The organism is Bradyrhizobium sp. S3.3.6 (assembly GCF_040546905.1).
Lineage (GTDB): Bacteria > Pseudomonadota > Alphaproteobacteria > Rhizobiales > Xanthobacteraceae > Bradyrhizobium > Bradyrhizobium cytisi.
Genome location: NZ_JBEPOT010000013.1, coordinates 200,863 through 215,463, shown reverse-complemented (window position 1 = coordinate 215,463; position 14,601 = coordinate 200,863). Strand labels below are relative to the sequence as shown.

General features: G+C 67.0%; 14 protein-coding genes and 1 riboswitch. Of the genes, 11 read left to right on the top strand and 3 right to left on the bottom strand.

Annotated features, from left to right (window positions below):
* The first annotated feature begins 2 nt into the window (after window positions 1-2).
* Both ABID59_RS30550 and cobJ read left to right on the top strand, forming a co-directional pair.
* Window positions 3-734 carry a precorrin-2 C(20)-methyltransferase gene (locus tag ABID59_RS30550; protein WP_354085827.1) on the top strand — a complete coding sequence of 244 codons (732 nt, stop codon included), beginning with the start codon at window positions 3-5 and terminating at the stop codon, window positions 732-734.
* The gene (cobJ, locus tag ABID59_RS30545) at window positions 731-1,465 is read left to right on the top strand and encodes a precorrin-3B C(17)-methyltransferase (protein ID WP_354085826.1); all 735 of its coding nucleotides are present in this window, start codon (window positions 731-733) and stop codon (window positions 1,463-1,465) included. Before ABID59_RS30550 ends, cobJ begins: the two co-directional genes overlap by 4 nt.
* Here cobJ and ABID59_RS30540 read toward each other — a convergent pair.
* Window positions 1,441-2,187 (bottom strand): cobalt-precorrin-6A reductase, encoded by a 747-nt coding sequence (locus tag ABID59_RS30540; protein WP_354085825.1) that lies wholly within the window; start codon window positions 2,185-2,187, stop codon window positions 1,441-1,443. The genes cobJ and ABID59_RS30540 overlap by 25 nt on opposite strands.
* On the opposite strand from ABID59_RS30540, the gene cbiE reads away from it, so the two are divergent.
* Genes cbiE through cobT form a run of 7 tightly spaced genes read left to right on the top strand, consistent with a single transcriptional unit; the run spans window position 2,186 to window position 8,358 of the window.
* Entirely contained in the window at window positions 2,186-3,367 is a 1,182-nt protein-coding gene (gene cbiE, locus ABID59_RS30535; RefSeq protein WP_354085824.1) for a precorrin-6y C5,15-methyltransferase (decarboxylating) subunit CbiE, read from the top strand. The two genes, ABID59_RS30540 and cbiE, sit on opposite strands and share 2 nt — an antisense overlap.
* Window positions 3,364-3,732: a cobalamin biosynthesis protein gene (locus tag ABID59_RS30530; protein ID WP_354085823.1), complete on the top strand. Its 369-nt coding sequence runs from the start codon at window positions 3,364-3,366 to the stop codon at window positions 3,730-3,732. Before cbiE ends, ABID59_RS30530 begins: the two co-directional genes overlap by 4 nt.
* The gene (gene cobM, locus ABID59_RS30525) at window positions 3,729-4,511 is read left to right on the top strand and encodes a precorrin-4 C(11)-methyltransferase (RefSeq protein ID WP_148755502.1); all 783 of its coding nucleotides are present in this window, start codon (window positions 3,729-3,731) and stop codon (window positions 4,509-4,511) included. Before ABID59_RS30530 ends, cobM begins: the two co-directional genes overlap by 4 nt.
* On the top strand, window positions 4,511-5,821 hold the full coding sequence (locus tag ABID59_RS30520) for a cobyrinic acid a,c-diamide synthase CobB (protein ID WP_354085822.1): 1,311 nt from the start codon (window positions 4,511-4,513) through the stop codon (window positions 5,819-5,821). Before cobM ends, ABID59_RS30520 begins: the two co-directional genes overlap by 1 nt.
* Window positions 5,818-6,549 (top strand): uroporphyrinogen-III C-methyltransferase, encoded by a 732-nt coding sequence (gene cobA / locus ABID59_RS30515; protein WP_148755500.1) that lies wholly within the window; start codon window positions 5,818-5,820, stop codon window positions 6,547-6,549. The genes ABID59_RS30520 and cobA overlap by 4 nt, the downstream gene beginning before the upstream one ends.
* Window positions 6,546-7,295 carry a precorrin-6A synthase (deacetylating) gene (cobF, locus tag ABID59_RS30510; protein WP_354032014.1) on the top strand — a complete coding sequence of 250 codons (750 nt, stop codon included), beginning with the start codon at window positions 6,546-6,548 and terminating at the stop codon, window positions 7,293-7,295. The genes cobA and cobF overlap by 4 nt, the downstream gene beginning before the upstream one ends.
* Window positions 7,296-7,305: 10 nt before the next feature.
* Entirely contained in the window at window positions 7,306-8,358 is a 1,053-nt protein-coding gene (gene cobT / locus ABID59_RS30505) for a nicotinate-nucleotide--dimethylbenzimidazole phosphoribosyltransferase (protein WP_354085821.1), read from the top strand.
* On the opposite strand, the gene ABID59_RS30500 is transcribed toward cobT, so the two are convergent.
* Window positions 8,359-8,931 carry a histidine phosphatase family protein gene (locus ABID59_RS30500; RefSeq protein WP_354085820.1) on the bottom strand — a complete coding sequence of 191 codons (573 nt, stop codon included), beginning with the start codon at window positions 8,929-8,931 and terminating at the stop codon, window positions 8,359-8,361.
* Window positions 8,932-9,003: 72 nt separating this feature from the next.
* Window positions 9,004-9,206, top strand: a riboswitch (cobalamin riboswitch).
* A 118-nt stretch (window positions 9,207-9,324) separates the two neighbouring features.
* On the opposite strand from ABID59_RS30500, the gene ABID59_RS30495 reads away from it, so the two are divergent.
* Window positions 9,325-11,682, top strand: coding sequence for a TonB-dependent receptor (locus tag ABID59_RS30495; protein ID WP_354085819.1), 2,358 nt, complete (start codon window positions 9,325-9,327; stop codon window positions 11,680-11,682).
* Between the two features lie 12 nt (window positions 11,683-11,694).
* A complete protein-coding gene (locus tag ABID59_RS30490) occupies window positions 11,695-13,128 on the top strand; it encodes a PepSY domain-containing protein (protein ID WP_354085818.1) in 1,434 nt (477 codons plus the stop codon).
* 1 nt (window position 13,129) lies between these two features.
* On the opposite strand, the gene ABID59_RS30485 is transcribed toward ABID59_RS30490, so the two are convergent.
* On the bottom strand, window positions 13,130-14,497 hold the full coding sequence (locus tag ABID59_RS30485) for an amidase (RefSeq protein WP_354085817.1): 1,368 nt from the start codon (window positions 14,495-14,497) through the stop codon (window positions 13,130-13,132).
* Between the last annotated feature and the right edge of the window lie 104 nt (window positions 14,498-14,601).

Sequence of the window (14,601 nt, the reverse complement as noted above, 5' to 3'; positions counted from 1 at the left end):
CGATGGGACGCATCGTCTGCTGCGGTCTCGGCCCCGGCGACCCTGACATGATGAGCGTGCGCGCCGATCGGACCGTGCGCGGCGCGAAGCATGTCGCCTATTTCCGCAAGAAGGGCCGGCCCGGCCAGGCGCGGCGCATCGTCGAGGGTATGCTCGGAAGCGGCGTCACTGAATATCCCATGGAGTATCCGGTTACGACCGAGATCGCTTTCGACAGCCCGGACTATGTCCAGCTGCTGGCCGGCTTCTACGACGAATGGGCCGAGCGCCTGGCGCGGCTGGCGCGCGCCGTCGATGTCGTCGTGCTGTGCGAGGGCGATCCTTATTTCTACGGCTCCTTCATGCATCTGTACACGCGCCTGCAAGGCCGCGTCGCGATCGAGGTGATCGCCGGCATTCCCGGCATGGTCGGCTGCTGGAACGGCGTTGGTCAGCCGATCGCGCTCGGCGACGACGTGACGACGGTGCTGATGGGCACGCTGACTGAAGCCGAACTCGAACGCCGCATGCGCGATTCCGATGCGCTCGTCATCATGAAGACCGGCCGCAATCTCGCAAAGGTGCGCCGTGCGCTCGAATCCGCCGGCCGTCTGGATGACGCCTGGCTGGTCGAGCGCGGCACCATGCCGGGCGAGCGCGTCGTGCGGCTCGCCGAGATCGACACCGCTGACTGTCCTTACTTTGCGATCGTGCTCGTGCACGGCAAGGGCCGGCATCCGGACGCCGCCGAATGACGGGCACGCTGACCATCGCGGGCCTCGGGCCGGGCAATGATGCACTGGTGACGCCGGAGGTGTCCGCCGCGCTCGCCGCCGCGACCGATATTCTGGGCTATGCTCCCTATGTCGCGCGCGTCGCGCCGCGTCCCGGTCTCACCCTGCATCCGTCCGACAACCGTGAAGAGCTGCAGCGCGCGCGCGAAGCGTTGCGTCTGGCTGCCGAAGGCGGACAGGTCGTCGTCGTCTCCTCCGGCGACCCCGGCGTGTTTGCGATGGCCTCGGCCGTCTTCGAGGCGCTCGAACGGGCGCCGCAATATCAGGATCTGCCGATCCGCGTGCTGCCGGGCATCACCGCGATGCTGGCCGCCGCCGCGCGCGCGGGTGCGCCGCTCGGCCACGATTTCTGCGCGATCAATCTCTCCGACAATCTCAAGCCCTGGGCGGTGATCGAGAAGCGGCTGAGGCTGGCCGCGGAAGCGGATTTTTCGATTGCGCTGTACAATCCCCGCTCGGCGAGCCGGCCGGACGGATTTGGCCGCGCTCTCGCGGTTTTGAAAGGTGCCGGCTGCGGCGAGCGCCTCGTGATCTTCGCGCGCGCGATCAGCGCACCTGACGAGAAGATCGTGACCGTGACGCTGAACGATGCGACATCAGAGATGGCCGACATGCGCACGCTCGTCATCGTCGGAAATTCGCAGACGCGCCGGGTCGGCCGCTGGGTCTATGCGCCGAGGCAGGTCCGATGACCGAGCCATTGCATCACTTCAGTGACGCTCTCCACCCGCAGCCGTTCGGGCAGTTGTGGTCGCGAGATCATGATCACGGGCAGGCCGAGCCTGCGGGCGGCATCGATCTTGGCGCGCGCGCCATCGCCGCCGGAATTGCGCGCCACAATCCAATTTATGCCGCGCATGCGCATCATCTTCAGCTCGCCATCAAGGGTGAACGGTCCACGCGATACGATCACATCGGCAGCAAAGGGCGGGGGCGCTTCGGGCGGATCGACGAAGCGCAGCGTGTAGGCGTGCTGGGGCCGCGCCGCGAACGGCGCGATGTGCTGGCGGCCGATGGCGAGGAACACTTTTGCCGGCGATTCCGGCAGCGCGGCGACGGCAGCGTCGACGTCCGCGACCTCGATCCAATTGTCGCCTGGCACATTGTCCCACGGTGCGCGTTCGAGCGCAATCAACGGCGTGCCGGTTTCCGCGCACGCTTCAACGGCATTGCGGCTCATCCCGACCGCGAAGGGATGCGTCGCATCGATCACGTGCGTGATGCCTTCGCGCCTGATGGTATCGGCAAGCCCGCCCGCGCCGCCAAAGCCGCCGCTGCGGGTCGGCAGCGGCTGATCGGCGGGCGCGCGGGTGCGGCCGCCATAGGAATACACGGCATCGATCCCTGCGCGTGCGATCTCCGCGGCAAGCAGGCTCGCATCGGCAATTCCGCCCAATATAAGGGCGCGCATCATGGCTGATCCCTGGCTGACCATCATCGGTATCGGCGAAGATGGCCTTGCCGGGCTGTCCGATGCAAGCCGAAAGGCGCTAGCCAAGGCAGAAACCGTGTTCGGCGGCGAGCGTCATCTCGCGCTTGCAGGCGTGAGCGGGCGCGGCCGCCCGTGGCCTGTGCCGTTCGACGGGGATGTGGTGCTGAGTCGACGCGGTCGACCGACAGTGGTGCTTGCCTCCGGCGATCCGTTCTGGCACGGCGCCGGCGCGAGCCTGGCCGAGAAGCTCGACGGGGATGAGTGGATCGCACATCCGGCGCCGTCAACCTTCTCGCTGGCGGCGGCACGGCTGGGTTGGCGTCTGGAAGCAACCGCCTGTCTTGGTCTCCACGCCGCGCCGTTTGAGCGTCTCGTGCCGCATCTGGCGCGAGGTGCGCGCATCATTTGTCTCGTGCGCGATGGCAAGGCGGCCCGCGATCTCGCGAAGTGGCTGACGCAACGCGGATGGGGCGCCTCACTCGTGTGGACTCTCGTTGCGCTTGGCGGCCCAGGCGAAAGCATCGACCAGCACCGCGCTGATCTCTTTGCCGAGAATATTGCCGGCAATCTGCTTGCGCTGGCGGTGCAGGCGTGGGGAGGACAGGGCATTCCTCGCGGCTCGGGATTGTCGGACGATCTCTTTGTCCATGACGGCCAGATCACCAAACGACCGGTGCGCGCGCTCGCGCTCTCGGCGCTGGCGCCGCGTCCCGGCGAGCGGCTGTGGGACGTTGGCGCCGGATCGGGCTCGATCTCGGTCGAATGGGCGCTGTGCGGCGGGACCTCGACAGCCATCGAGGCGCGCGAGGATCGCGCCGAGAACATCCGCAGCAATGCGGCGGCATTCGGATTGGCGCATCGGATCACCGTGGTCGCGGGACAGGCGCCGGAAGCACTCGCGGCGCTGGGAGCACCTGACGCCGTCTTCGTCGGCGGCGGTCTTGATCGTGCGATGTTCGATGCCGTCTGGTCGCGCCTCGCGCCCGGTGCGCGGCTGGTCGCCCATGCGGTGACGCTGGAGACGGAAGCGCTGCTCGGCGAATTGCACCAGCGCCACGGCGGCGAGCTGATGCGGGTCGAGATTGCGCATGCCGCTCCGCTCGGCCGCTACCGGTCCTGGGAGGCGACGCGGCCGGTGGTGCAGTGGAGCACAGTCCGATGAAGGTCGCCGGGCTCGGATTCAAGAAGGATGTGACGCTGGCTTCGTTGCGCGAAGCGCTTGCGGCGGCCGGCGGGTCCGATGGCCTCGCGGCTATGGCAACAGTCAGCGACAAGGCTGACGCAGAGGCATTGGAACTGCTCGCGCGCGAGTGTGGCGTTCCGATCAGGGCCGTCGCCGCCGAAGTGCTGGCCGGCATCGCGACGCCGACGCAGTCAAAACTCATCACGGAAAAATTCGGTACTGGATCGGTTGCCGAAGCGGCAGCGCTCGCCGTGGCCGGCCCTGGCGCGCGGCTCATCGCAACGCGCGCGGTCTCGCAGGATCGCACCGCGACCGCGGCGATCGCGGAAGGAGACGGCCCATGACCGTGCACTTCATCGGCGCCGGGCCGGGCGCCGCCGATCTTCTCACCCTGCGCGGGCGCGACCTGATCGCGGCCAGTCCGGTCTGCCTCTATGCGGGCTCGCTGGTGCCCGAGGGCGTGCTGGCGCATTGCCCGAACGGTGCGCGCATCGTCAACACCGCATCATTATCGCTCGACGAGATCGTCGCGGAGATCACGGCCGCGCATGCGGATGGCAAGGACGTCGCGCGGTTGCATTCCGGCGACCTCTCGATCTGGTCGGCGATGGGCGAGCAGCTTCGCCGCCTGCGCGCGCTCGGCATTCCTTTCACCGTCACGCCCGGCGTGCCGTCGTTCTCGGCGGCCGCGGCGGCGCTCGAGGCCGAGCTGACGTTGCCTGGCCTTGCCCAGACGGTGGTGCTGACGCGCACGCCGGGCCGCGCCAGCGCGATGCCCGAGGGCGAGAAGCTTGCGGCATTCGCCGCGACCGGCGCGGTGCTCGCCATCCACCTGTCGATCCATCTGCTCGACAAGGTCATCGCCGAGCTGACGCCGCATTACGGCGCGGACTGCCCGGTCGCCATCGTCTGGCGCGCGAGCTGGCCCGACCAGCGCATCGTCCGCGCCACGCTCGCATCGCTCGATGCAGCCACAGCTACCGAGATGGAGCGCACCGCACTCATCCTGGTCGGAAGGACGATTGGCGCTGCGGATTTCGACGAGAGCCGGCTTTACGCCGCCGACTATGACCGCCGCTACCGGCCCGTTGGTGCCGAGCCGCGTTTTCCGGAGGCATCGTGATGCCGGCCGGCCTCGTCATCTCCGCGCCGGCCTCCGGCGTCGGCAAGACCACGCTGACACTGGCGCTCGCGCGTGCCTGGCGCAATCGCGGACTGAACGTGCGGTGCTTCAAGAGCGGGCCCGACTACATCGATCCCGCCTTCCATGCCGCCGCCACAGGCCGCGCCTCCGTCAACATCGACAGCTGGGCGATGGACCGCGCCACGATCGCGCATCTCGTCGGCCGGGGCACGGATGCCGACATCGTGCTCGCCGAGGGCTCGATGGGCCTATTCGACGGCGTCGCCGCGCGCGGCGTCTCCGGCACCGGCGCCACCGCCGACATCGCGGAGATGCTGGGCTGGCCGGTGGTGCTGGTGATCGATCCCTCCGGACAGGCGCAGACGGCAGCGGCGATTGCCGCTGGCATGCGCGACTATCGCCTCGGCGTGCGTCTCGCCGGCGTGGTGCTCAACCGCGTCGCGAGCCCCCGTCACGAAGACCTCGTGCGTCGCGCGCTCAATGACGTCGGCATCGCCGTGTTCGGCGCGCTGCCGCGTCACGCCGAGATCAGCCTGCCGAAGCGGCATCTCGGCCTGGTGCAGGCCGAGGAGCAGGCCGAGATCGGAAAGCTGATCGACGAGGCCGCGCGCTTTGTCTCAGAGCATGTCGATCTCGATGCCGTGCTGCGGTCCGCGGCCGCCTGGTCTGTGCAACCAGCGGCGAACGGCCTGAACGTGACGCCGCCGGGGCAGCGCATTGCACTCGCCCGCGATGCCGCTTTCTCCTTCGTCTATCCGCATATGCTGGAGGCCTGGCGCGCGGCGGGTGCGGAGATCTCGACGTTCTCGCCGCTGGCGGATGAAGCGCCCGACGCTAGCGCCGACGTGTGCTGGCTGCCCGGCGGCTACCCCGAGCTTCATGCCGGCAAGATCGCCGCCAATGCGCGCTTCCGCAGCGGCTTGCGCGCCTTCGCCGAGACACGACCCGTGCACGGCGAATGCGGGGGGTATATGGTGCTGGGAACTGCTTTGACCGATGCCGACGGTATCAGTCATGAGATGACGGGCCTGCTCGGACTGGAGACGAGCTTTGCCAAGCGCCGCATGCATCTGGGTTATCGTCTCGCCGCGATCGCTGCGCCAATGCCGGGCCATCAGGTTGGCGCGCGCCTGCGCGGTCATGAATTCCACTATTCGACGATCGTCGCCCAGCCCGATACGCCGCTGGCAGTCGTGCACGACGCAACCGGAGCGGTCATCGCCGAAACCGGCTCGTGGCGCGGCCACGCCACCGGCACGTTCTTCCATCTAATTGCGGAGGATCGGTGAGCGGCTTTGTCACCTTCATTTCCGCCGGGCCCGGCGATCCTGAGCTGCTCACGCTTAAGGGCGCCGCGCGGCTGCGCGAGGCGGACGTCGTGCTCTATGACGACCTTGCCTCGGGCGCGATCCTCGATCTGGCGCGCCCGGGCGCCAATCTCGTCGCGGTCGGGAAGCGCGCAGGGCGGCCCTCGACCAAGCAACACCACGTCAACCGCTTGCTGGTCGACTACGCTGCCACGGGCGTGCGCGTCGTGCGGCTCAAATCGGGCGATGCCGGCATTTTTGGCCGGCTCGAGGAGGAGCTGGAGACGCTGCGCGAGGCCGGTATCGGTTACGAGATCGTTCCCGGCGTCACTTCGGCTTGCGTTGCCGCCGCGCAGGCCGGCATTCCCTTGACCCGTCGCCACACCTCGCGCCGGGTGCAGTTCGTGACCGGCGCCGATGTCACCGGCGAGCTGCCGCAGAATTTGAACTGGGCCGCGCTGGCCGATCCTGATGCGACGACCGTGGTCTATATGGGCCGGCGCACCTTTCCGGCGTTGGTCGCGAAATTGATCGAGCACGGGCTTTCGCCGAATACGCCGGCGCTATTCGCCGAGTCCCTCGGCCGTACCGACGAGCGGCTGGTGCGCACCACCATTTCCGAGCTTGCCGAGCAGCTCGCGCGCGGCGGTGCGGCTTCCACGGCGGCTGTGATCGTGTTCGGCGCGCTGGCGGAGGGCGGATCGTCATGATGACGCTCTCCCTGATCGGCATCGGTTGCGGCGATCCCGGGCAGCTCACGCGTGCGGCGATTGGCGCAATAAATGCCGCCGATCTCGTTCTAATCCCACGCAAGGGGACGGCAAAATCCGATCTTGCCGATCTCAGACGGACGATTTGCGCCGATGTGCTCACCAATGACACCACGCGTATCGCCGAGTTCGATCTCCCGATGCGCGACGCCGGCGAGGCCGATTATCGCAAGGGCGTCGACGACTGGCACGACGCGGTCGCCGCGACCTGGTCGCAGACGATCGCCGATCATCCCGGCGGTGACGGTAAGGTCGCGCTGCTGATCTGGGGCGATCCCTCGCTGTACGATTCCTCGCTCCGCATCGCGCGGCGGCTCCATCCGTTGCCTGATATAGAGGTCGTGCCCGGCATCACGTCGATCCAGGCGCTGTGCGCGGCGCATGCACTGCCGCTCAACGACATCGGCGAGCCGTTTCTGGTGACGACGGGACGCCGCCTGCGCGAAGGCGGCTGGCCCGTGGGCGTCGATACAGTCGTTGTGATGCTCGACGGCGGCACGGCGTTCCAGTCGCTCGATCCCGAAGGGCTTCACATCTGGTGGGGCGCCTATCTCGGCATGGCCGATCAGATCCTCATGTCCGGGGCGCTCGCCGAAGTGGGCCCGCGCATCGTCGCATCGCGGCAGGCCGCGCGCGAGCGGCACGGCTGGATCATGGACAGTTACATTCTCAAGCGCAGGCCGTAAGCGAGGCAGCATGCTCCCCGAATGGGTCACCCGGAAATGCCCCGAGATCTCCGCCGCTCATCGCGAGGCCGCGATCGCGCGGCAGACGCAACTGACAAAACCGACCGGCGCGCTGGGGCGGCTGGAGCAGCTTGCGATCGAGCTTGCCGCCTTGCAGGCGACCGAACGCCCTCGGGCCGCACGCGTGCCGATCGTCATCTTCGCCGGCGATCACGGCATCGTCGCGCAGGGCGTGTCGGCCTATCCGCAGGCCGTGACCATCGCGATGATGGCGAATTTTGCCTCCGGCGGCGCCGCGATCTCGGTGCTGGCGCGCGAGCTCGGCTCTACCCTCGAGGTCGTCGATGCCGGAACGCTGGCTGAAGTGGCGATGCCTGATATCGTCACGGACAAGCCGCGCTTTGGCACCCGCGATTTCAGCATCGACGCAGCACTCTTGCCGGCCGAGCTGGCATTCGCCTTCGAGGCCGGCCAGCGCGCAGTGGCGCGGGCGCAGGCCAATCAGCCCGATCTGCTGATCTTCGGCGAGATGGGCATCGGCAACACCACGACGTCGGCGGCGATCGCCGCGAGCCTGCTCGGCATCAGCGCCGAGGAAATCGCGGGCACGGGCACCGGAGTCGATGCGGCGGGCCGGGCGCACAAGGCGCGCGTGATCGATGCGGCGATCGCACGTCATGGCGTTGCGGGCGCAGCGCCCGAAAAGATCCTGTGCGCCGTGGGCGGCCTCGAGATCGCGGCGATCTCCGGCGCAATCATCGCGGCTGCGCAGGCGCGCATTCCCGTGCTGATCGACGGTTTTATCGTTTCGGTTGCTGCGCTCGCGGCGGTGCGGCTGAACCCGTCTTGCCAGCCGTTCCAGCTCGCCTCGCATCAATCGGCGGAGCAGGGGCATCGGTTGGTGTTGCGCGCGCTGAACGTGCAGCCGCTGATCAGCCTCGATCTCAGGCTTGGTGAGGGATCGGGCGCCGCGATCGCGCTGCCGCTGGTGCGATCGGCATGTAGCCTTCACAACGACATGGCGACGTTCGCGCAGGCCAACGTGCCGGATCGGCCTGTTTGATCAGGCCACGCGCTGATTGACCGAGACGACACGCCAGCCGGTCGCGAGCCGATCGATCCGGGTCAGCGACAGCGGATCGATCACGAAGCGCAACGCCGCTTGCGGCGTCAGATCCAGTGCGAGGCAGAGCGCGGCACGGATGGTGCCTGAATGCACGACGAGCGTTGCGTGAGCTGTGCCGATCCGCGCTAGCCCCAGCCGGACGCGCGCGACCTGATCCTCAAAGCTCTCGCCGCCTGGCGGCCGTCCGCGCGCCGGATCGCTCCAGAATTGCGCATAGGCCTGGCCTCCGTCAGCTGCGAGCTCGTCATGCCGCCGGCCGGTCCAGCCGCCAAAATCCTGCTCGCCGAATTCGGCCAGCAATTCGGGCTCGAGCCCCAGCGCGCGTGCAGTCTCGACCGTACGCCGCGACGGGCTGGCATAGCTCGCGGCATCCTGCGGCAAGCGCTGCCGTAGCGCCTCCAGTTGCGCGCGGTCGCCGAGATCGGCGGGCGCGTCGGCGGCGTGGATCGTCCCTTTGACGCCGTCGACCGGCGCATGCCGGATCAGCCAGAGGAAGGTCTCGCCTTCCATGCTTATCTCCAAAGAAGTTGGTCGCTGCGGCAATAATGGCGCAGCTTGTACATTGACTCTGTCTTGATCGTAACCCTAGATGACTTTGACGGTTTCCCCGAGAGGGGATGAAAAGGGAATGCGGTGCGGGGACATTGTCCCCAATGCCGTAGCTGCCCCCGCAACTGTAAGCGGTGAATCCTTCGTCAGAAGCCACTGGGTCCTCGGTCCCCGGGAAGGCGACGAAGTGGTCACGACCCGCGAGCCAGGAGACCTGCCGTCAGCCGTGGTCACACGCGAAGATGTCGGTCGGGGAGTACAGACATTCGGCTTCATCGGAAGGCTTTATGAGCCGGAAGATGGGACCTTGGTTCGCGGTGACGTGCCACTGACGTCACTCCGAGGTCCAAGACCGTGTTTTCCATCCGTATTGTACGACCACGCCGTTTCGTGCTGGCGTCCGCCGCTCTCACATCTTTTGTCGCCATCGACTTGCCAGCTGCCTTGGCGCAGCAGGTCCGCGAACCCCTGCCGCCCGTGGAGATATCGCCGCCGCAATCCCGCAAGCAGGCCAAGCCAGCCGGCCGGGACGCGGCAAGCGCACGCCGCACGGCGGCGCGCAGGGCCGCCGCGGCAGCGGCCGCGCCCAAGCCGGTCGTGCCGATCGCTGCGGCGCCGACGCCGCTCAACAGCAACGTGGTCGCTGAAAGTGCCTCGCGCCTCGGCCTGACCGTGCTCGAGACGCCCGCAACCGTCGAGGTGATCTCCGCCGAGACCATGCGCGAGCAGGGCTACCGCACCGTCTCCGACGTCGCCCAGGGCGCGGTCGGCGTCACCGCCGGCGACAATCCGGCGGAGCCGTCGGCCTTCTCGATGCGCGGCTTCACCAACAGCCAGATCAACACGCTCTACAACGGCATCAAGATCGGCCCGCAGAACATGACCTCGCGGATCATGGACACGGCCAATCTTGAAGCCGTGGAGATCCTGAAAGGGCCGGCCTCGCTGATCTCGGGCGAGGGCGCCGCCGGCGGCGCGATCAACTTCGTCAGCAGGCAGCCGCACACCGGGCCGATCCGGAACGAGGCTGACTTTTCATACGACTCCCTGAACTCCTTCCGCGCGCATTACGGCTCGGGCGGCAGCACCAATGTCGAGGGGCTCGACTACCGCTTCGACGTCAGCCGCTCCACGCTCAACGGCTTTGCCGACGACACCAACACCAGGACGCTCGACGTCTCCGGCCAGCTCAACTATCGCATCTCCGACAGCCTCAAGGTCTGGGGCGCAATCGAATATCGCGAGGACCGCTCCAGGGCTTATTGGGGCGCGCCATTGGTGCCGGTGGCGTTCAGCGGCTCGCACGCGACGGCTGGCATCGTCTCGGGCAGCTACGTATCGAGCTTCAACCCGTCGAATCTCGGGCCGATCACCATCGACGACCGTACCTTCAACACCAACTACAACGTCCTCGACAACCGTAACGTGGCGCAGGAAGTCTGGCTGCGCGGCGGCTTCGAGCTGAAGCTTGCCCCCGACCTGACCTTGAAGAGCCAGGCCTATGCCTATGGCGCTGAGCGCTCCTGGTTCAACAACGAGGTCGAGGCATTCAACACCGCGACGAATACGGTGGACCGCAGCCGCTTTTATGTGGCGCACAGCCAGCGGCTGGTCGGCAACGTCACCGACCTGACTTGGGATGCGAATATCGCAGGCTTCGACAATCGTCTCGTCACGACGCTGTCGTCGAGCTACCTGGACTTCGTCAGGCCGGGTGCCTTCAAGCCCCTTGGCGATTCTGTGCCGCTGGTCGATTTCGACCGCGGTTTTTATGGCCCGCTCACGATACAGCAGCAGACCGCGCGCATCGACAACGAGGCGCTGTCGTTCGAGGACCGGCTGAAGCTGACGCGCACCTTTGCGCTGATCGGTGGTCTGCGCGTCGAGCATATTGGGCTTGACCGCAATTCGACTGACCCCGCCGGGCTTGTGAAAGCAGACTTCCCATTCTCGAAATCCTGGGCGCCCGTCACCGGCCGCATCGGCTACACCTGGGAAGCCGTTCCGGGTTTGACCTTCTTCAGCCAGTACGCCACCGGCGCGGACGTCTCGGCCAACAATATCTTCCTGGTTGCTCCGACCCAGAACCTCGACCTGACGACCGCGCGCACTTACGAGACCGGCGTCAAGCATGTGCTCTGGGACAACAGAGCGGAGTGGTCGTTTTCGGCCTACGACATCCTGCGCAAGAACGTCTATGCCGCGGCCGGTGGCATGCAGCTCAACATCGCTGGACGGCAGGAATCGAAGGGTGTCGAGCTTGCCGGATCAATCCGCCCGATCGAGCCTTTGCGTCTCTGGGGCAACATCGCCTATGTCGATGCGCGCTACGCCGGCTACGACTTTGCCGGCGGCTCGTTCTCGGGCAACACGCCGCCGAACGTGCCGCGCATCGTTGCCAATGCCGGCGCGTCCTGGCGCTTCTTCACGCCGTGGCCTGTCGAGGTCGGCATCACTGGCCGCCATGTCGGCGACCGCTACAACAGTGACGCCAACACCGTGACCATGAATGCCTACACCGTCGGCGATCTCTACGCCTTCGTCGATATCCCCAAGACGGTGTTCAATGCGGCCGACCAGGCCCGCGTAACCTTCCGGGTGCGCAACTTCACCGACAAGCGCTACGCGATCTGGGGCGACCCGTTTTATCCCGACCAGATCCTGCTGGGTGCACCGCGGACCTATGAAATCTCCGCCGCGTTCAAATGGTAGGGTGTTGACCACATGATGGGCGCGATCGTCCTCTCGCACCGCTGGCTTGGGATCGCGTTCTGCTTCCTGTTCGCGATGTGGTTTGCGAGCGGAATCGTGATGCACTTCGTTCCGTTTCCGTCTCTGACGGAGGCGGAGCGCTTTGCCGGGCTTGCGCCAGTTGAGCGCGCGCAGCCGGTCATGTCGGTGGCCGACGCGGTCGCCGCCAGTGGGATCGCGGACGCCACGCGTGTGCGCTTGATCCAGCGCAGCGACGGGCCGGTCTATGTGGTGTCGGGACCATCGCGTGTGCGGGCGGTTTATGCGTCCGATGGGGCCGATGCATCGGTGGAGTTTCCCGACGTCGCGCTCGCCATTGCGCAAGATCATGCTCGTCGACGTGGGCTCGATGCCGCAAACGCCACGATCGTGGCGCGTGCCGATTACGATCAATGGAGCGTCCCCAACGGTTTCGATCGCCATCGGCCTCTGTTTCGGGTCGCGCTCGGCGATGCGGCGGGAACGGAAATCTATGTCTCGTCGCCTACCGGCGAGGTTGTGCTCGACACGATCCGCAGCGAGCGCGGATGGAATTGGGTCGGCAGCGTCGTGCACTGGATCTATCCGACGGTGCTCAGGAGCAACTGGTCGCTGTGGGACCAGGTGGTCTCGACACTGTCGTTGGTGGCCTTGACCGCAGCGGTACTGGGCGCAGTGCTCGGTGTCATCAGGATTAGGATCCGCGGGCGCCAGATCGCGTCGCCCTATCGCGGCTGGCACGCCCTGCATCACATCATCGGGCTCGTTTCGACCGTTTTCGTGCTGACCTGGATTTTCAGCGGCTGGCTCTCGATGGATCACGGCCGGCTGTTCTCGCGTGGGCAATTGACCCCGGCCGAGGCCGCCGTGACGAACGCCGTGCCGGACTGGCGCGCAGCTCCGTCGCTCGATCAGCAGCCCATTTCCTCCCCGGTCCGTGAAATCGAATGGTTTGCCTTCCAGGGGAGCGTCTTTCGGCGCGATCGGACCGGCCTTAACAGCCAGACCTTGACCAGGGCGGGCGAGCCGGCCCCGGCTCGGCAAGCGGCGTTCCTGACTGAGCAGGACCTCCTCAGCTTGACGACGCGCCTGGCGACAGGCTGCGGCGCGGCGTCTGTTGTCGCCTATAAGGATGACTATTCCGCGCAGTCCATCGTTCCCGGCGCGCCCGTCTACCGCGCCCGCTGCGGCGATCTCTGGTTCGACATCGACGGCGCCGATGGCAGCGTGCTGCAACGGCTGGATGCCTCGCGGCGAGCCTATCGTTGGCTCTATGGCGCGCTGCACACGCTCGACTTCCCTGTCCTGATGGCCCATCCGCGTCTGCGTGATGTCCTGATCGTCGGACTTTGCACGCTTGGCCTGGTGTTCTCCGTCACGGGCATCGTGATCGGCTGGAGCCGTTTGCGGTCGACCTTCGTGACGTGACCTACGCCCGCAGCACCGCCTCGATATGTCGTGCGGCGCACAGCAATGTGCGATCCTGTCCGCGCCGGGCGATGATCTGGAGGCCGAAAGGAAGTCCGGCCTTGTCACGCCCGCACGGGATCGAGATCGCCGGCAGCCGGGCGTGATTGACGAAGGGCGTGAACACGGCGTGCCCGCGAGGGCTCGCCGGGCGGCCGCCGATCAGGTCGGGTCCGAGCTGGGTCAACGGCCAGGCGACACAGGGCACCGTCGGGGCCAGCAGCAGGTCGACTTCGATGAAGAAGGTCGCAAACGCATGGGCGATCGACGTGCTGGCGACCAGCGCCCGGGCAACATCGCTGCCTGACCAGGCGAGACCGCGTTCGACCTGCTTGGCGATATCCGGATCGAAAGCGGTTGGATCCTTGCGAAAGGCATCGCCGTGGAGAGCGGCAAGGCCCGCGTGCTGAAGCGGCATGATAGCGTCTTCCGTCGCACCCGGGGGCCAGACGGGATCGCGTTGTGCGACGGGTAAGCCTGCGGTGGCGAGACGCGCAACCGCGGAGGCGAGCCCATTTGCGACGACATCGTCGACTGCGACGTCGAGCCCGAGACGTGGCGAGAATGCGATGCGCAGGCTGGAGATGTCACTGGCATGTCGCGCGATGTTCGCTGAGTCCGGATCGCGCGGATCGTCGCCGGCCATGGCTTCGAACGCCAGGGCGATATCGCCGACATCAATGGCGATCGGCGCGATGACGGACAGGCCGAAGAATGGCTCGGCGAAACCGGGCCCATAGGGGATCGCGCCATAGGACGGCTTGAAGCCGGCGACGCCGACATGGGCCGGCGGCCTGCGGCTGGAGCCACCGGCATCGGTGCCGATCGCGAGCGGCACAAGGCCGGCTGCAACGGCCGCGGCGGGTCCGCCCGAAGAGCCGCCCGGCGTCAGTGCGGGATTTTGCGGATGCCGTGTCGGCCCAAACAGCGACGACGTCGTCACGCCCTTGCAGGCGAACTCGGATGTTGCCCCGATGCCGACGACAACAGCGCCTGCGCGGCGCAGCCGCTCGATCGCAATGGCATCCTGCGGCGCGATGAAATCGGCGAACAGGCGCGAGCCCTGCGTCACGCGCCAGCCGCCGACCCAGATATTGTCCTTGACGATGACGGGAACGCCGGCGAGCGACATGGCCTCGCCATTGCGCAAGCGTGCGTCGACCGCTGCCGCATCAGCGAGCGTCCGCTCGGGATCGATCGTGACGACCGCATTCAAGGCTTTCGCAGCCTCGATGCGGGCGAGTGCGGCCTTGGCAGTCAATACCGCACTGATCCGTCCGGCGCTGACCTCGGCCGCAATCTCGCGCGCGCTATGTGCCGGATTTGTCATGGCCTCCCCGGATCAACGCCAGTGTGGCGCAGAGCGCGAGGCACGCTGCGCCGAACGCCGGCAGCAGTGCAGGCACTGGCCGAACCGCCGCGTTTCCGTCTACC